16 protein-coding genes and 1 riboswitch are annotated in these 16,175 nt (G+C 71.1%); of the genes, 9 read left to right on the top strand and 7 right to left on the bottom strand.

Translation table 11 applies throughout. From position 1 onward, the window contains the following. The first annotated feature begins 45 nt into the window (after positions 1–45). Entirely contained in the window at positions 46–855 is an 810-nt protein-coding gene (locus DEI98_RS11625) for a hypothetical protein (protein WP_111100824.1), read from the top strand. Continuing rightward, positions 852–2,723 (top strand): amidase family protein, encoded by a 1,872-nt coding sequence (locus tag DEI98_RS11620; RefSeq protein ID WP_111094733.1) that lies wholly within the window; start codon positions 852–854, stop codon positions 2,721–2,723. Before DEI98_RS11625 ends, DEI98_RS11620 begins: the two co-directional genes overlap by 4 nt. A gap of 144 nt (positions 2,724–2,867) precedes the next feature. Here the strand turns inward: DEI98_RS11620 and DEI98_RS11615 are convergent, their stop codons facing one another. Then, positions 2,868–3,644, bottom strand: coding sequence for an isocitrate lyase/phosphoenolpyruvate mutase family protein (locus DEI98_RS11615; protein WP_111100823.1), 777 nt, complete (start codon positions 3,642–3,644; stop codon positions 2,868–2,870). A 112-nt stretch (positions 3,645–3,756) separates the two neighbouring features. Between DEI98_RS11615 and DEI98_RS11610 the strand changes: the two genes are divergently transcribed. Both DEI98_RS11610 and DEI98_RS11605 read left to right on the top strand, forming a co-directional pair. After that, positions 3,757–4,944 (top strand): MalY/PatB family protein, encoded by a 1,188-nt coding sequence (locus DEI98_RS11610; protein ID WP_071404186.1) that lies wholly within the window; start codon positions 3,757–3,759, stop codon positions 4,942–4,944. A gap of 148 nt (positions 4,945–5,092) precedes the next feature. Beyond that, positions 5,093–5,473, top strand: coding sequence for a hypothetical protein (locus DEI98_RS11605; protein ID WP_111100822.1), 381 nt, complete (start codon positions 5,093–5,095; stop codon positions 5,471–5,473). 28 nt (positions 5,474–5,501) lie between these two features. Here DEI98_RS11605 and DEI98_RS11600 read toward each other — a convergent pair whose 3' ends face one another. Together DEI98_RS11600 and DEI98_RS11595 are read right to left on the bottom strand one after the other, a co-directional pair. After that, complete coding sequence (locus tag DEI98_RS11600; protein ID WP_017887087.1) at positions 5,502–5,687, bottom strand: hypothetical protein; 186 nt, start codon at positions 5,685–5,687, stop codon at positions 5,502–5,504. Between the two features lie 80 nt (positions 5,688–5,767). Beyond that, the gene (locus DEI98_RS11595) at positions 5,768–6,256 is read right to left on the bottom strand and encodes a GNAT family N-acetyltransferase (RefSeq protein WP_111100821.1); all 489 of its coding nucleotides are present in this window, start codon (positions 6,254–6,256) and stop codon (positions 5,768–5,770) included. A 68-nt stretch (positions 6,257–6,324) separates the two neighbouring features. Between DEI98_RS11595 and DEI98_RS11590 the strand changes: the two genes are divergently transcribed. Further along, a complete protein-coding gene (locus DEI98_RS11590) occupies positions 6,325–7,209 on the top strand; it encodes a LysR substrate-binding domain-containing protein (RefSeq protein ID WP_111100820.1) in 885 nt (294 codons plus the stop codon). Between the two features lie 46 nt (positions 7,210–7,255). Here DEI98_RS11590 and DEI98_RS11585 read toward each other — a convergent pair whose 3' ends face one another. Genes DEI98_RS11585 through DEI98_RS11570 form a run of 4 tightly spaced genes read right to left on the bottom strand, consistent with a single transcriptional unit; the run spans position 7,256 to position 9,152 of the window. Continuing rightward, positions 7,256–7,510, bottom strand: coding sequence for a hypothetical protein (locus tag DEI98_RS11585; protein ID WP_017887084.1), 255 nt, complete (start codon positions 7,508–7,510; stop codon positions 7,256–7,258). Continuing rightward, complete coding sequence (locus DEI98_RS11580) at positions 7,507–7,989, bottom strand: FBP domain-containing protein (protein ID WP_027464546.1); 483 nt, start codon at positions 7,987–7,989, stop codon at positions 7,507–7,509. Before DEI98_RS11580 ends, DEI98_RS11585 begins: the two co-directional genes overlap by 4 nt. 37 nt (positions 7,990–8,026) lie before the next feature. After that, the gene (locus DEI98_RS11575; RefSeq protein ID WP_071404179.1) at positions 8,027–8,764 is read right to left on the bottom strand and encodes a M56 family metallopeptidase; all 738 of its coding nucleotides are present in this window, start codon (positions 8,762–8,764) and stop codon (positions 8,027–8,029) included. Positions 8,765–8,777: 13 nt separating this feature from the next. Further along, positions 8,778–9,152, bottom strand: coding sequence for a BlaI/MecI/CopY family transcriptional regulator (locus tag DEI98_RS11570; RefSeq protein ID WP_110864431.1), 375 nt, complete (start codon positions 9,150–9,152; stop codon positions 8,778–8,780). 230 nt (positions 9,153–9,382) lie between these two features. Continuing rightward, positions 9,383–9,488, top strand: a riboswitch (glycine riboswitch). A gap of 49 nt (positions 9,489–9,537) precedes the next feature. On the opposite strand from DEI98_RS11570, the gene gcvT reads away from it, so the two are divergent. The 4 genes from gcvT (at position 9,538) to DEI98_RS11550 (ending at position 16,084) form a co-directional block, all read left to right on the top strand. After that, positions 9,538–10,671, top strand: coding sequence for a glycine cleavage system aminomethyltransferase GcvT (gcvT, locus tag DEI98_RS11565; protein ID WP_111100819.1), 1,134 nt, complete (start codon positions 9,538–9,540; stop codon positions 10,669–10,671). A gap of 4 nt (positions 10,672–10,675) precedes the next feature. Then, the gene (gcvH, locus tag DEI98_RS11560; RefSeq protein ID WP_017887079.1) at positions 10,676–11,053 is read left to right on the top strand and encodes a glycine cleavage system protein GcvH; all 378 of its coding nucleotides are present in this window, start codon (positions 10,676–10,678) and stop codon (positions 11,051–11,053) included. Next, positions 11,050–13,971, top strand: coding sequence for an aminomethyl-transferring glycine dehydrogenase (gcvP, locus tag DEI98_RS11555; protein ID WP_111100818.1), 2,922 nt, complete (start codon positions 11,050–11,052; stop codon positions 13,969–13,971). The genes gcvH and gcvP overlap by 4 nt, the downstream gene beginning before the upstream one ends. Before the next feature lie 487 nt (positions 13,972–14,458). Further along, positions 14,459–16,084, top strand: coding sequence for an ABC transporter substrate-binding protein (locus DEI98_RS11550; protein WP_111100817.1), 1,626 nt, complete (start codon positions 14,459–14,461; stop codon positions 16,082–16,084). Positions 16,085–16,175 lie beyond the last annotated feature (91 nt).

The following is a 16,175-nucleotide window of genomic DNA, read 5'->3' as shown; positions in this document are numbered from 1 at the left end:
GTACCCGCTCAGCACCCCTCCACCCCACCCGAAGGAACTGCGCCCATGCAGCACCGACCACGGCTGCGCCCACGCGCGACGATCGTCTCCTCGACGCTCGTCGCCGCCGGGGCGTTCGGCCTCGCCGTCCTGACGGCCGCTCCGGCCCAGGCAGCGCCCACCGCGACCACCGCCACCATCGACGCCCCGGCCACCGTGACCGTCGGCACGGCGTTCGACGTCGACCTGACGATCCCGGACACCGCCGACGTCTACGCCTACGAGATCACCCTCGAGGCCGACTCGGTGGAGTACCGGGACGACAGCGTCACCGGCCCGGACGGCGGCTTCGACACTGTCGAGCAGGACGCCGACGCCCTGACGATCGTGCACACCCGCCTCGGCACCTCGCCGGCACTCGACGGCGACCTGGCCACCTCGATCTCGCTGACCCCGACCGCGGTCGGCAGCGTCGACCTCGACGTCACGAGCGTCACCCTCGTCGGCTCCGACGGCACGTCGACGACCCTCGACGACCCGGCGAGCACCACCGTCGTGGTCGCCGCGGCCGCGACCACCGCGCCGACGGCCACGCCGACCCCGGGAGCGACCACGCAGCCCGGCGCCGGTGGCGGCACGGGTGGCCCCAGCGTCCCCGGCGACCCGACCACCCCGGGCACCGACCCGACCAGCGGCGCCACCGCCGTGGCGGCAGCCGGCGGGGACGACCGTCCGACCGGAGGCGACCTCGCCTGGACCGGCGCCGACGTCGCGCCGTGGATCGCCGCGTCCATCGCCCTGCTCGCAGCCGGCGGCACCCTGATCACCCTGCGGGCCCGTCGTGCCCGCCGCGACCGCACCGGAGCCTCCGCATGACCGCCACGAAGCAGGCCGCCACGAAGCGGGCCTCCAGCAAGAAGCGCACCACCGTCGCCGGCGCATCGCTCATCGCCCTCGTCGGCACCGTCCTCGCCGCGACCCCCGCGATCACGGCCGCTGCAGCACCCGCAGCCGTCGACGCCAGCCCCGCCGCCATGCTCGCGCCGTACTACACGGACCTCGACCTGACCGGCGACGACCAGGTGACGAATGCCGACCTCGCCGTGCTCACCGACCACCTCGGTGCGACGACCGTGAGCACCGACTGGGCGACGGTCAGCGCCGCGGACACCGACGCCGACGGCACCATCACCGTCGCGGACCTGGCCGGGTTGTCCCAGCGGATGATCTACGACGACGGCCCGTTCCAGCTCGTCGAGTCGTCGACCATCGACATGCAGGCCGCGATGAACGCCGGCGTCACCACGTCGGTCGCGATCACGCAGGACTACCTCGACCGCATCGCCGCGTACGACCGCACGAAGGCCGACACCGCGTCGACCGGGCGCGCGCTCAACTCGATCGTCACCACCAACGCCGACGCCCTGGCCGCCGCGAAGACCGCGGACGCCGAGCGCGCCGAGCACGGGATGACGAGCATGCTGCTCGGCGTGCCGATCGCGGTGAAGGACAACTACGACACGAAGGACATGCCGACCACCGGTGGTTGCGGCTGCTGGGACGACAACCAAACCGACACCGACGCCGCCATGGTCACCGGCCTCCGCGACGCCGGCGCCGTGATCCTGGCGAAGGCCAGCCTCGACGAGTTCGCCTTCGGCTTCGTCTCCGAGTTCTCGTCGAACCAGCCCGCCGGCTCGTCGCTCCTGGTCGCCAGCCCGTACAACACGGCGCAGACGGCCGGTGGCTCGAGCGGCGGCACCGGTGCGGCGATCTCCGCGAACCTCGCCGGGATCGGCTTCGGCACCGACACCGGCGGCTCGATCCGCGTGCCGTCGACGTACAACCAGCTCGTCGGCATCCGGCCCACGGTCGGACTGACCAGCCGTGACGGGATCATCCCGCTCGCCCTGTCGCAGGACACCGGCGGCCCGATCACCCGCTCGGTCACCGACGCGGCGGTCGCGCTCGACGCAGTCACCGGCGTGGACGCGGCGGACCCGGCGACGGCTGCGCAGGCCGGCAAGGTGCCGACGTCGTACACGTCGTCGCTCGACGCCGACTCACTGCAGGGCGCCCGCATCGGCTACGTGACGAGCATGGTCGGCACGAACGCCACGACGAAGCGCCTGTTCGACGCCTCCGTCGCGAAGCTCGAGGCCGCCGGTGCCACCGTCGTCCCGATCACCGCGACGACGGCCTTCAACCGGGTCCTGTCCGAGGGCAGCGGCAGCACGAACGAGTTCAAGCACGACCTGGACGAGTACGTCGCGAAGCACCTCGACCCCGACGTCACCGCGCGTTCCCTGCAGGGCATCCTGGCCTCGGGTGAGTACGTGCCGAGCCGCAAGAGCACCTACCAGTCGCGCGACCTGATCACCGACACGCAGTACCAGGCGTGGGCCGGACCGACGGGGTCGCACACGACGCAGCTCGCCACCGGCAAGCAGCTCGTGACGCAGATGCTCGACGACCAGGACCTCGACGCGCTCGTCTACCCGTCGGGCACGCCGTACGGCACGCAGTCGACGAACATGCGCCTCAGCCCGAACACCGGCATGCCGGCGATCACCGTCCCGATGGGCCAGGCGACCGCTGCCGACAACACCATCACCGGTGCCGGCGTGAACCTGGAGTTCCTCGGCCGCTCCTTCGACGAGAGCACGGTCATCGGCCTCGGCTACGCCTTCGAGCAGGAGACGCACGCGCGCACCACGCCCGCGCTGTACCCGGCGCTCGGCTGAGCTGAGCGGGTCGCGTGACGTGACCACAGGACGGACGGGCGCGCCCCGCTCAACGGCAACGCGAAGCGTTGCGCGGGGCGCGCCGACCGAGCCTGCGAGGGAGGGGGTGCCAGCTGGCCACGGGCCTCCCGTCCGTCTGCTCCGTCAGTTCAGGGTCGGGGTGTCCTCCGGCACGACGCCGTCGGCGTACAGGTCGGTCGCCAGGTCGCGGAGCGCGCGCAGCGCGACCCGCTGCGTGAGCGGGCCGTAGGAGATGCGGGCGACGCCGAGCGCCTCGTACTCGGCGGCGGGCAGGGCGCCGGGCAGGCCGATGACCGAGAGCTTGCCGCGGCCCAGACCGGCGACGAGTCGCTCGACCACGGAACGCTCGACCGCGCCGGGCACGAAGACCAGGGCGGCGCCGTTGTCCAGGAACGCCTTGCCGCGGGCGATCGCGTCCTCGATGCTCTCGTCGACCGGGCGCTCGCCGCCGCGCACGATCGCGTCGGTGCGGGCGTTCAGCTGGAAGTCGACGCCCTCGGCCTGTGCCGCTGCGGTGATCGCGGCGACGCGGGCGACGGCCTCGTCGAAGGGACGCAGCCGGTCCTCGACGTTGGCACCCACGATGCCGGAGCCGATGGCGCGGCGGATCGTCTCGGCGGGGTCCTCGTAGCCGTCGTCCAGGTCGGCGGTGACCGGGAGGTCCGTGGCTGCGGCGACGATCGCCGCCCCGGACAGGGCGAGGTCGAGGGACATCCCGCCGTCCTCGTACCCGTACGAGGCGGCGATCGAGTGCCCGGCGGTGGCGATCGCCTTCGTGCCGGGCAGGTCGCTGACGACCTTGGCGGTGATCGCGTCCCACACGTTCACGACGCGCAGGATCTCGGGGGCTTCGTGCAGCTGCTTCAGGGTGACGGCCTTGTCGGCGGTGCTCGTGCTCATGCTGCCGACAGTAGGCCGACGGGGCGGCCCCCGGCCGTCACCCCACCCGAAGACGACGTGGGATGACGTCGGGAGTCGCGCCGGGCCTCCTGGCAGGGGCATGCTGGGACGCATGGCGAGCGACGAGCAGGACCCGGTCGGCACGCTCCGCGGGGTCCGGACGAGCATCAAGTGGACGCGGTACGCGCCCGACGTGCTGCCCCTGTTCGTCGCCGAGATGGACCACGACGTCGCGCCGGCGATCCGGCAGGCCCTGATCGAACGGGTCTCGCAGTCCGACCTCGGGTACCTCGACGGCCCCGGTCCGCTCGCTCCCGCGTTCGCGCAGTTCGCGCTGGACCGCTGGGGCTGGCAGATCGATCCGTCGCGGATCCACCTGGCCACCGACGTCAGCGTCGGGATCGTCGAGTCGCTCCGGCTCGCGCTGCCTGACGGCGGCCGAGTCGCGATCACACCGCCGGTGTACCCGCCGTTCTTCGAGCTCGTCGAAGAGGCCCGATGTCAGGTCGAGGAGGTCCCGCTGCTCGAGCAGTGGGGGCAGTACCGGCTCGACCTGGAGGGCCTCGAGCGGGCGTTCGCCGGCGGGGTCGGCGTCTTCCTGCTCTGCAACCCGCACAACCCGGTCGGGCTCGTGCACGACCGGGCCGACCTCGTCGCGATCGCCGAACTCGCTGCGAAGTACGACGTCCTCGTCATCAGCGACGAGATCCACGCGCCCCTGACCCACCCCGGCGTGCAGTTCACCCCGTTCGCCGCCGTCGCCGAGCCGCTCGGTGCCCGGAGCGTGTGCGTGACCTCGGCGAGCAAGGGCTGGAACCTCGCCGGTGTGAAGTGCTCGGTCATCGTCGCTGGCGATCCCCGGACCGCCGCGCTCCTCGACACCCTGTGGGAGGAGGTCGCCTGCCGCACGAGCATCCTCGGGCTGCACGCGAACCTGGCGGCGTTCACCCTGGCGACGGACTGGCTGGACGACGTCGTGGCGCGCATCGTGGCGAACGACCGGCTGCTCGCCAAGCTGCTCGCCGAGCACCTGCCCGGGGTCGTCTACACGCGGCCGCGCGCCGGGTACCTGGCGTGGCTCGACTTCCGCGGCATCGGCCTCGGCGACGACCCGGCGGTGCCGCTGCGTGAGAACGCGTACGTCGCGCTCAACTCCGGGCTGGGGTTCGGGTCCGAGGGGCGCGGGTTCGTCCGGCTCAACCTGGCGTGCTCACCGGAGACCCTGCGCGAGGCCGTGTTCCGGATCGCCTCGGCGTACCCGTCGAGCGCGCAGGAAGGGCTGGTCTGGCACGTCGCCTGAGTGCATGCCGCTGACCCAGCCGAGAGGTCTTGTCTACTTCGAGTAGACAGCTTTGCCCAATCCCGATTGGACGCGTAGCGTGAAGCGCGCGGAACTCGTGGACCGGTTTACGCGATCGGCCGAGTCAACGACGGGGAGAAGGCCGGGAATGAGCCGACACACTGTTCGCGCCGAGCGCGACGGGAAGTACTGGGTGATCTGGATCGACGGCGTCATCCGGACGCAGGCGAAGCGCGAACGAGAGATCGAGCTGATGGCCCGCGACTGGCTCTCGCTGATGAACGACGACCGCGATCCGGAGTCCTTCGAACTCGTCGTCGAGGTGGCGATCCCCGAAGCGGCGCAGGCGCACCTGGATCGGGCGGTCGCGCTCCGCGAGGAGTCCGAGCGCGCACGCATCGAGGCGGCAAAGGAGACGGCCGCCGCGGCGTTGGTCCTGCACGAGTCCGGGCTCACGGTGCGTGAGATCGGACCACTGCTCCACGTCTCGCACCAGCGAGCACAACAGCTGGTCGCCGCGGCTCGCTGACCGACCTGGTCATCGCGCTCCGCTGCGGTCAGGCCACGTACTGGTTGCGGCCGACGACGCGGATGCGCAGGTCGTCGTCACGGTCCATCGCGAGGAGCTCGCGGGCCACGAACCCGACGGACGGCCACCGGGACACCTCGGTCACCATGAAGCCGTCGATGAAGACCTGCCACGCGCCGGCCTCGCGGACCGCCTGCACCTCGTACGTCGCCATGCCGCGAGCGTACCGGGACCGGGCCGCCGTCAGTGCAGGTCGAACGGCGGTGCAGGTCGAACGTCAGCGCAGGTCGAACGTCAGTGCAGGTCGAGGGTCATGTGCACGTCGGCTCGCACGTACGGACTCGGGGCGACCTCGTCCTCGCGCAGGTGCCGGAACCCGAACGCCTCGTACAGGTGCACGGCGCTGGCGAGCTGTGCGTTGCTCTCCAGGTCGATGCGGCGTGCGCCGAGTTCGCGCGCCCGGTCGAGCGCAGCGGTGATGAGCTTCCGCCCGGTGCCGTGCCCCTGGTGGTCGGGGGAGACCGCCATCTTCACGAGCTCGAACACGCCGGGGATCGTGGGCACGACCCCGATGCACCCGACGACCTGGTCGTCGAGCCGGGCGACCAGGACGGCCCCGCCCCGTTCCACGACGCGGCCGACGGGATCGGAGAGGAACACGCGGTCCTCGTCCTCGAGGGTGAAGTACCGGGTGATCCACGCCTCGTTGAGCGTGCGGAACGCCTCGGCGTCCGCGTGGGTGGCGAGGTCAGCGATGGTGACGGTGGAGGTCGCTTCGGGCATGCATCAATCCTCGATCGATGATGCAGTCACGTCCAATACTCGTTCGCGCTGATCGATAGCCTGTGTGCATGGATCGAGAACCGGACGTCGACCTCCGGCAGCTGCGGGCGTTCCTGGCCGTCGCCGACGAGCTGCACTTCGGCCGTGCTGCCGAGCAGCTGCGGATCGCCCAACCCGCGCTGTCCCAGCAGATCCGGCGCACCGAACGCGCGCTCGGGGTCGACCTGTTCGTCCGGACCAGCCGCAGCGTCGCCCTGACCGCCGCCGGCCGGGTGCTGCAGGGCCGGGCGCGGTCGTTGCTCGGGCAGGTGCGACGGGACCTCGACGAGACGGTGCGGGTCGGTCGGGGCGAGGTCGGTCGGCTCGACGTCGGGTTCGTCGTCTCCGCGCTGCCCCTCGGTCCGATCGAACGCGTGCAGGCGTTCCGGGAGCGCTACCCGCTGGTCCGGGTGGAACTGACCGAGGGGTACTCGTCGACCCTGCTCGCCCGGATCGTCCGTGGCGAACTCGACCTCGCCGTCGTCCGCGATGCCGACCCGGACCCCGCCGTGCGGCTGTTGCCGTTCCGGTCCGAGGCCTTCGTGGCCGCCGTGCCGCGCGGCCACCGCTTGGCGGATCGGGACCACATCCGCGGCACCGAACTGGTCGACGAGCCGTTCGTGTTCTTCCCGGCCGTCGCGGGGGGCCTGGCGACCGAGCGCAACCTCGCACCGGTCACCGCCGGTGGCCGCCGCCCGGTCATCGTGCAGGAGGCCACGACCTGGGCGACCGTGCTCCACCTGGTCGGGGTGGGCCTCGGTGTCACGGTGGTGCCGGAGAGTGCTGCGCTCGCCGCACCCGACACGGTGGCGCTCCTGCCCCTCGAGGGCAGCGACCACCGCAGCGAGCTCGCCTGGGCGATGCGCGCCGACGACGACCGCGAGATCCTGCGCAACTTCGTCGCCGCGGACTGACCGAGCGGGCCGGGTGCGCGAGCGGACGCCGGTCGGGCGTCCTCGCTCAGCCGAGCGACAGCACGGGCGCCCGGTGGTCACCGAGTTCGTCGATGCGCCACGGCCGAGCCCCGCGCAGTGTCAAGCCGAGCTGGACGAGCACGAACCCGACGTGCGGCTCGACGTCGGGGTCCCACGGCCCCTCGACGCCCAGACCGAACGCGCCGAGTTCGTCGTCGGCCTCGTCCCGCAGCGTCAGCCGCCACCGTCCGTCGCCGAGTTCCTCGACCACGGCCCAGCGGGCGGTGCCGAACCGGCTCACGCCGTCTTGGTGATGTCCGCGGTGAAGTTCTGCACGCGCTGCAGCAGGGAGGCACCACGCATCGCGATGGTCGCGGGCGGGTTCAGGTGCGGGGGCGCGGTGCGGATCAGCATCGGGCATCCGAGGTCTTCGCAGATGTACGTGCCGATCGTGTTGCCGTTGCGCCCGGACTCACCGGCACGCGCGGCGGAGAACAGCCGGACCTGGGTCGCGGGCTGCGGCGAGTGGCAGAACGAGCACATCGCGGCGATGCCGGGGCGCAGCGAGCCACCGGCGGACCGGACGACGATGCCCACGGGGCGCTCGTCGATCCAGGACACGATGTACCCGCGGCGGGCGGCCTGCGGGTCGCGCCAGCCCAGGAACTCGCGTTCGTCCCAGAGTGTCTCGTGCAGGCCCGGGATGGGCAGCTGTGCGAGTTCGTCGGGGGTGGCGTTCACGAACGACGATCGGATGTCGGCTTCGGTCAGTGGCTTCACGGTGCTGACACCCTATTCCTCGCCTCCGACAGGGGCGCTACGACAGCCTGGAGGCGCGGATCGCCCCGAGCGCGCTGCTCCCGTCCGCCACCAGCACCGCCCGGCGCAGGGCGTCGCGTCCGACGCGACGGGCCGCCGCGTCGTCCGCGGCGAACTCCACGAGCACACGCGTCGACCGCGCCATGGCGCGCGCACCGGGCACCCACGGGACCGCACGTTCGATCGATTCGGCGACCGCGACCGCAGCCGCGTGGTGCTGGGTCAGGTGGGCGCGTTCGTGGGCGACCACGGCCTCCAGTTCGTCGGTGCGCAACCGGTCTGCCAAGCCGGTGCTGACGAGGACGCCACCGCTCCGACCCGGCACGGCGCACGCCAGTGCGTGGTCGGCCTCGACGACGGCGACGGGGGTGCCGTCGATCTCGCGGTGCGGGGCGACGCCGGAACGCATCGCCTGGCGGACGGCCTCGTGTTCCGGGCCGGGGCGCACCCGGACCGCGACGACGAACGCGACGACCGCGAGGAGCGCGACGCCGACGTTGAAGCCGTGCGTGGGGGAGCCGTCCCCGCCGAACAGCTCGGTGACCGGACGGTCCGCGAGCACCACGAGGGTGATGCCGGCCACGAAGCCGACGACGCCGAGCAGGACCGCGACCGACCAGCAGACCAGCGCGGTGCGGGGCAGGTCGATCGTCCAGGCGGAACGGGTCAGGACCCGGGGCGCGAACACCACCACCGCGAGTGCGAGGACGATGAGCGCGATGCCGGCGACGACCACGGTGCGCAGCCGGTCAGGAGCGGGCGCGGGCGTCGAGGGCGCGGCGCAGGGCCTCGAGGTCGTCCGAGGCGAGCGAGCCGGTGAACTGCAGCAGCGCCGCCTCGCGGTCGGACGACGCGGCCAGCGCGCTCGACATCAGCGACGCGGTCTGCTCGTCGCGACTGTGCACGGCGCGGAACGTCAGGGGAGCGTCGTCGTGCTGCTCCCGTTCCACCTGGCCCTTGCGGCCGAGGCGGTCGAGCACGGTGAGGACGGTCGTCAGCGCGGGGCGGGGCTCCGGGAACGCGTCGAGCACCTGGCGTGCGGTGCGCCCGGAGTCGGCGGAGCGGAGGGCATCGAGCACCGCCTGCTCCAGCTGCCCGCGGGGGCGCGATCGTTGTCCGGCCATCCCCGCATTCTACGAGATGTCGAAGGCTCGCTCGCGACACACGCTCGAAACGCGGCCTCGGTATGCTCGTCGCGGACAACTGAACACACCGGCCGTTCATCCGTCGCGGGAGACGCCGTGCACGTGCCTCCGGGTACGTCGTGCTTCTGGGTACATCGTGCCCTCGGGCGCACGCATGGCACCGAAGGAGCAATCCCCCCGTCAATCTCTCAGGTCCCACACCGCAGCGGACAGGCCACTCTGAAAAGCAGACGCTCGGTCGTCTCGCCCACGGTGAAAGCCGCCGGACCTCACGGGCCGCGGTGAAACTCTCAGGCCCATGACAGAGGGGGAGTTCCACCCGGCGATCGTCGCCGGGCCCTGCCGATGCCAGGAGAACTCCGCCATGAGTCCGTCCCCACTGCCCACGCCGGGTCAGCGTTCGTCGCCGCTCGAAGCCGTGCACGAGGCCGCCGGTGCGACCTTCACCGACTTCGCCGGGTACCGCATGCCCGTGCGCTACTCGTCGGACCTCGCCGAGCACCACGCCGTGCGCCAGGCCGCCGGGGTCTTCGACCTGTCGCACATGGCCGAGATCGGGGTGACCGGCAGCTATGCCGTCGCCTTCCTCGACCACGCGCTCGCCGGGTCCTTCGGCACGATGCCCATCGGCCGCGCCAAGTACTCGCTGCTGCTCGCCGAGGACGGCGGGATCCTCGACGACCTCGTCGTGTACCGGACCGACGACGATGTCTTCCTCGTCGTCGCGAACGCGTCCAACCGCGACGTTGCCGTCACCGCGCTCACCGCCCGGGCCGACGGCTTCGACGTCGAGGTCTCCGACGACTCCGACACCACGGCCCTCGTCGCGATCCAGGGCCCCGCGGCTGCCGGCACGCTCGACGCGCTCGTCGTCGCCGACCGCCTGCAGCCCGAGAACTCGCTCGACGAACTCGGCTACTACCGCGTGCTGCACGCGGTGTTCGACGGTGCCGACGTGCTCGTCGCGCGGACCGGGTACACGGGCGAGGACGGCTTCGAGGTCTACAGCGACCCCGACACCGCCCCGGTGCTCTGGGACGCCCTGCTCGAGGCCGGAGCCGACCGCGGGGTCGTGCCCGCCGGGCTGGCCGCGCGGGACACCCTGCGGCTCGAGGCCGGCATGCCCCTGTACGGGCACGAGCTCGGCACCGACGTCCGTCCGGCCCAGGCCGGGCTCGGCCGCGTCGTGGCGAAGGACGGCGACTTCGTCGGTGCTGCGGGGGTCACCCCGTCCGAGGGCGCCCGGGTGCTCGTCGGCCTGGTGACCGAGGGGCGTCGTGCTCCCCGGGCCGGCTACGACGTCGTGCTCGACGGCACGATCGTCGGCACCGTGACCTCGGGTGCGCTCTCGCCGACGCTCGGACACCCCGTCGCGATGGCCTTCGTCGACCCGGCGCTCGCCGCCGAGGGACAGGTCCTCCACATCGACGTCCGCGGAACTGCCGTCCCCAGCACGGTCTCCGCGTTCCCCTTCTACCGCCGCGCCTCGAAAGGCTGACCCCATGACCGACCAGACCGCACTCCAGTACACGGCCGACCACGAGTGGCTGCTCGTCGAGGGCGACACCGTCACCGTCGGCATCACCGACCACGCCGCCGAGCAGCTCGGTGACGTCGTCTACGTCGAGCTCCCCGCCGTCGGCACCGCCACCACCGCTGGCGACCAGATCGGCGAGATCGAGTCGACCAAGAGCGTCGGCGAGCTCTTCGCCCCGATCGAGGGCGAGGTCGTCGAGGTCAACGACGCCGTCGTCGACACCCCCGACACCGTCAACCAGGACCCGTTCGGTGCCGGCTGGCTCGTGAAGATCAAGGTCGACGGCACCTCGTTCCCCGAGGACCTGATGGACCACGACGCGTACCGGGCCTCCATCGCATGACCGCGTTCGAGAACCTCCAGACGTCCTTCGCCGACCGCCACATCGGCACCACCCCGGCTGACCAGCAGGCCATGCTCGACGTCGTCGGGCAGCCGTCGCTCGACGCCCTGGTCCGTGCGGCGATCCCGGAGTCCATCCACGTCGGCCCCGTCGCCGACCCGGTGATCCCGGCCGCCGTCGGTGAGACCGAGGCGCTCGCCGAACTCCGCGCGAAGGCCGGCCGCAACACCGTCCGCCGCGCCATGATCGGCCTCGGCTACCACGGCACCCACACGCCCGCGGTGATCCAGCGCAACGTGCTCGAGAACCCGAGCTGGTACACGGCGTACACGCCCTACCAGCCGGAGATCTCGCAGGGCCGCCTCGAAGCGCTCATCAACTTCCAGACGATGGTGTCCGACCTGACCGGCATGGCCACCGCCGGCGCCTCGATGCTCGACGAGGGCACCGCCGTGGTCGAGGGCATGCTCCTCGCCCGCCGCGCGTCCAAGGTCAAGGGCGACGCGTTCCTCGTCGACGCCGACCTGCTGCCGCAGACCCGTGCACTGCTCGACCACCGTGCCGACGCCGTGGGCATCACGCTGCGCGCGTTCGACGCTGCCGACGGCCCGAGCGACGACCAGCTCGACGGCGCGTTCGGCGTCATCCTGCAGTACCCGGGCGCCTCGGGCCGCATCGTCGACCCGTCGTCCGTCATCGAGCGGGTCCACGCCGGTGGCGGCATCGCCGTCGTCGCGGCCGACCTGCTCGCGATGACCCTGCTCGCCAGCCCCGGCGACCTGGGTGCCGACGTGGCCGTCGGGACGAGCCAGCGCTTCGGCGTCCCGCTCGGCTTCGGCGGCCCGCACGCCGGCTACCTCGCGGTGCGCGCCGGCCTCGAGCGCCAGCTCCCCGGTCGCCTGGTCGGGGTGTCCTTCGATGCCGACGGTCAGATGGCCTACCGCCTCAGCCTGCAGACCCGCGAGCAGCACATCCGCCGCGAGAAGGCGACGAGCAACATCTGCACCGCGCAGGTCCTGCTCGCCGTGATGGCCTCGATGTACGCGGTGTACCACGGGCCCGAGGGCCTGCGGTTCATCGCCGGTCGGGTCGCGCGGACCACCGGTGCACTCGCCGCCGTGGCGCGTGACGCCGGGGTCGAGGTCGTGCACGACGCCTTCTTCGACACGCTCACCCTGCGGGCCGTCGGTCGCGCCGAGGCGATCGTCGCGGCAGCGCAGGACGCCGGCTACCTGCTGCACGTCGTGGACGCCGACACGTTCCAGCTGTCCGTCGACGAGACGACCACGCCCGACGACGTCGTGGCGCTGGCGAACGTGCTCGGGGCGGTGGACGTGACCGTCCCCGCGACCGAGACCGCCGTGCGCGACGCGGCCACGGGCCTCCCGGCCGCCCTGCAGCGCGAGAGCGACTACCTGACGCACCCCGTGTTCAGCGCACACCGCAGTGAGACCCGCATGATGCGGTACCTCAAGCACCTGTCCGACAAGGACTACGCGCTCGACCGCGGCATGATCCCGCTCGGCAGCTGCACGATGAAGCTCAACGCGGCGACCGAGATGGCCGCCGTGACCTGGCCGGAGTTCGCGAACATCCACCCGTTCGCACCGCGCGAGGACGTCGAGGGGTACCTCGACATGATCGGCGACCTCGAGTCGTGGCTCGCCGAGGTCACTGGCTACGACACCGTGTCCCTACAGCCGAACGCCGGCAGCCAGGGCGAGCTCGCCGGCCTGCTGGCCATCCGTGGGTACCACCAGGCTCGTGGCGACGAGGACCGGACGGTCTGCCTCATCCCGTCGAGCGCGCACGGCACGAACGCGGCGTCCGCGGTGCTCGCCGGCATGAAGGTCGTCGTGGTGGCCTGCGACGAGAACGGCAACGTCGACCTCGAGGACCTCCGGGCCCGTGTCACCGCCAACGCCGACACCCTCGCGGCCCTGATGATCACGTACCCGTCCACCCACGGCGTCTACGAGCACGACATCCGCGAGATCTGCGACGCCGTGCACGACGCCGGCGGCCAGGTCTACGTCGACGGCGCGAACCTCAACGCGCTGCTCGGCCACGCCCGCTTCGGCGACTTCGGGGGCGACGTGTCGCACCTCAACCTGCACAAGACCTTCTGCATCCCGCACGGCGGTGGCGGCCCCGGCGTGGGACCCGTCGCCGCGAAGGCACACCTGGCACCGTTCCTGCCCGGCCACCCGTTCGCGCAGCAGGCCGACCGGCGCTCCGGCGCGACCGCCGCCGAGGCGGACGACCGCCTGGCCCACGCCGGCGGCCCGGTCAGTGCGGCGCCGTACGGCAGCCCGAGCATCCTGCCGATCACGTGGACGTACGTCCGGATGATGGGGCTCGAGGGCCTCACCCGTGCGACCGAGGCCGCGGTCCTCGGGGCGAACTACATCGCCGCTCGTCTGCGTGATGCGTTCCCCGTGCTGTACACGGGCGACGACGGACTGGTCGCGCACGAGTGCATCCTCGACCTCCGCCCGCTGCGCGACACCACCGGCATCACGGTCGACGACGTCGCGAAGCGCCTGGTCGACTACGGGTTCCACGCGCCGACGATGTCGTTCCCGGTGGCGGGCACGCTCATGGTCGAACCGACCGAGAGCGAGGACCTCGCCGAGCTCGACCGCTTCGTCGACGCCATGCTCGCGATCCGGGCCGAGGCTGCAGCGGTCGAGCGCGGGGAGTGGCCGGCGGACGACAACCCGCTCGTGCACGCGCCGCACACCGCCTCGTCGGTCATCTCGGGGGAGTGGGCGCACGCCTACACCCGCGAGCAGGCCGTCTACCCGTTGCCGGGCATCAGCGGCCGGAAGTACTGGCCGCCGGTGCGTCGCATCGACCAGGCGTACGGGGATCGCAACCTGGTGTGCGCCTGCCCGCCGATCGAGGCGTTCGCCTGATCCCGACCGGCGCCGACACCCCGTCGTCGCCGTGCGCTCCGTGCCCCGTCCGGTCCTCCGGGCGGGGCACGGTCGTGTCCCGGCTGGTCACGGCACCCCGCGCAGTTCCGCCGTGCGGTCACGAACCGTCGTCCGGACCCGCGCCAACCGACAGTTCGTGACCACTCGGCGCGCCACCCACGGCATGTCCTGACCGCTCGACGCGGCCCCCGAGCCGTACCCCTGAGCGATGCTCGGCCGTCCCCCGACTTGCACAGAAGTGTGACGGAGTGCAATGGATTTCATGCGGATGCAACAAAAACGCACCCTTCACCGGCACGCGCGCGAATGTTGCATCTTCTCGCAAGGATCGTGCAAGTTGGTTACCGGCGTGTAACCGTTCGCCCCTGGGTTTGGACGCCGCTGTTCACCTTGCCTACGCTGCAAAGGTCAAACGCGCCCGGGCGACACCGCTGTGCCCTGCGCGTCCCATGCACCAGGAGGAACCTTGATCAAGAAGCGCGCCGGGCTTTCCGCCCTCGCCGTGCTCGGGGCCACAGCACTCGCCCTGACCGCCTGCTCCAGCAACAGCTCCGACGGGGGTGGCTCGGGCTCGGCGAACGCGTCCGGGATCGTCACCACGAACGGGAGTGAGCCGCAGAAGCCCCTCATCCCGTCGAACACCACCGAGACCGGTGGCGGCAAGGTCATCGACTCGCTGTTCGAGGGCCTCGTCTCGTACGACGCCGACGGCAAGCCCGTCAACGAGGTCGCGAAGAGCATCGACACCGATGACTCGAAGACCTTCGACATCAAACTGAACACGGGCTACACCTTCACGAACGGCGAGAAGGTCACCGCCGAGTCCTTCACGAAGGCGTGGAACTGGGCGGCCCAGTTCTCGAACAAGCAGAGCGCCTCGTACTTCTTCGAGAACATCGAGGGGTACAACGCCGAGAAGGACTCCGAGCTCACCGGCCTCAAGGTCGTGAACGACGACGAGTTCACCGTGAAGCTGAAGTCGGCACAGTCGGACTTCCCGCTCTCGCTCGGCTACTCGGCCTTCGTGCCGCTGCCGTCCTCGTTCTACGACGACACCAAGGCGTTCGGTGAGAACCCGATCGGCAACGGTCCGTACAAGCTCGACGGCAAGAAGGCCTGGACCCACAACCAGTCCATCAAGCTCGTCGCCAACAAGGACTACGAGGGCAAGCGCAAGCCGAAGAACGGTGGTCTGACGATCACGTTCTACACCTCGCAGGACACCGCCTACGCGGATGCTCAGGGCGGCAACCTCGATGTCCTCGACGCCGTGCCGGACGCCAACTTCCAGACGTACAAGTCCGACTTCCCGGACTCGAACGTCAACCAGCCCGCCGCGATCTTCCAGGGCATCTACCTGCCCTACTACCTGGACCACTGGAAGGGTGAAGAGGGCAAGCTCCGTCGCGAGGCCGTCTCGATGGCGATCAACCGCAAGGAGATCACCGACAAGATCTTCGACGGCACCCGCACCCCGGCCAAGGACTTCACCTCGCCGGTGATCGCCGGTTGGAACGACGACCTCGAGGGCTCTGACGTCCTGGAGTACGACAAGTCCGAGGCCAAGAAGCTCTGGGCCGAGGCCGACAAGATCTCGAAGTACGACGACACCCTCACCATCACGTACAACGCCGATGGTGGCCACCAGGCATGGGTGACCGCGGTCACGAACTCGATCTCGAGCACGCTCGGCATCAAGGCCGAAGGCAACGCGATCCCGACGTTCCAGGAGGCCCTCGACCTCCAGACGAACGACAAGCTCACGGGCGGCAGCCGCACCGGTTGGCAGGCCGACTACCCCTCGCTGTACAACTTCCTCGGCCCGACCATGGGCAAGGGCTCGTCGAGCAACTACGCGCGCTACGACTCGGCCGAGTACAACGAGCTGCTCGCGAAGGGCCGTTCGGCAGCAACTGTCGAAGAGGGCAACAAGATCTTCGACCAGGCTCAGGAACTCCTGTTCGAGGACCTGCCCGAGATCCCGCTCTGGTACTCCAACGTGACCGGTGTCTGGAACGCGGACAAGGTGTCGAACGTCAAGTTCGGCTGGAACTCGGTGCCGCTGTACTACGACGTCGAGGTCAAGAACTGACCCTGGTCTCGTAGAGACCACCACGCGAGCAGGTATCCTGCCTCGCGACCACCGGACGGGGGTTCGGGGGCCACATGGCCCCCGAACCCCC

It is taken from the genome of Curtobacterium sp. MCLR17_034, from assembly GCF_003234485.1.
GTDB classification, from domain to species: Bacteria; Actinomycetota; Actinomycetes; order Actinomycetales; family Microbacteriaceae; genus Curtobacterium; species Curtobacterium flaccumfaciens.
Note: the sequence above shows the minus strand (reverse complement) of the source record. Positions and strands in the feature narration are given on the sequence as shown.

What these genes read in the sequence shown, in the direction of transcription:
- DEI98_RS11610 (WP_071404186.1), top strand. Translation starts at nt 3,757, where the DNA reads ATGGCGAGCGACGAGCAGGACCCGGTCGGCACGCTCCGCGGGGTCCGG.
- gcvH (WP_017887079.1), top strand. Translation starts at nt 10,676, where the DNA reads ATGACCGACCAGACCGCACTCCAGTACACGGCCGACCACGAGTGGCTG.
- DEI98_RS11595 (WP_111100821.1), bottom strand. Translation starts at nt 6,256, where the DNA reads ATGCCCGAAGCGACCTCCACCGTCACCATCGCTGACCTCGCCACCCAC.
- DEI98_RS11625 (WP_111100824.1), top strand. Translation starts at nt 46, where the DNA reads ATGCAGCACCGACCACGGCTGCGCCCACGCGCGACGATCGTCTCCTCG.
- DEI98_RS11570 (WP_110864431.1), bottom strand. Translation starts at nt 9,152, where the DNA reads ATGGCCGGACAACGATCGCGCCCCCGCGGGCAGCTGGAGCAGGCGGTG.
- DEI98_RS11615 (WP_111100823.1), bottom strand. Translation starts at nt 3,644, where the DNA reads ATGAGCACGAGCACCGCCGACAAGGCCGTCACCCTGAAGCAGCTGCAC.
- DEI98_RS11590 (WP_111100820.1), top strand. Translation starts at nt 6,325, where the DNA reads ATGGATCGAGAACCGGACGTCGACCTCCGGCAGCTGCGGGCGTTCCTG.
- DEI98_RS11600 (WP_017887087.1), bottom strand. Translation starts at nt 5,687, where the DNA reads ATGGCGACGTACGAGGTGCAGGCGGTCCGCGAGGCCGGCGCGTGGCAG.
- DEI98_RS11605 (WP_111100822.1), top strand. Translation starts at nt 5,093, where the DNA reads ATGAGCCGACACACTGTTCGCGCCGAGCGCGACGGGAAGTACTGGGTG.
- gcvT (WP_111100819.1), top strand. Translation starts at nt 9,538, where the DNA reads ATGAGTCCGTCCCCACTGCCCACGCCGGGTCAGCGTTCGTCGCCGCTC.
- DEI98_RS11620 (WP_111094733.1), top strand. Translation starts at nt 852, where the DNA reads ATGACCGCCACGAAGCAGGCCGCCACGAAGCGGGCCTCCAGCAAGAAG.
- gcvP (WP_111100818.1), top strand. Translation starts at nt 11,050, where the DNA reads ATGACCGCGTTCGAGAACCTCCAGACGTCCTTCGCCGACCGCCACATC.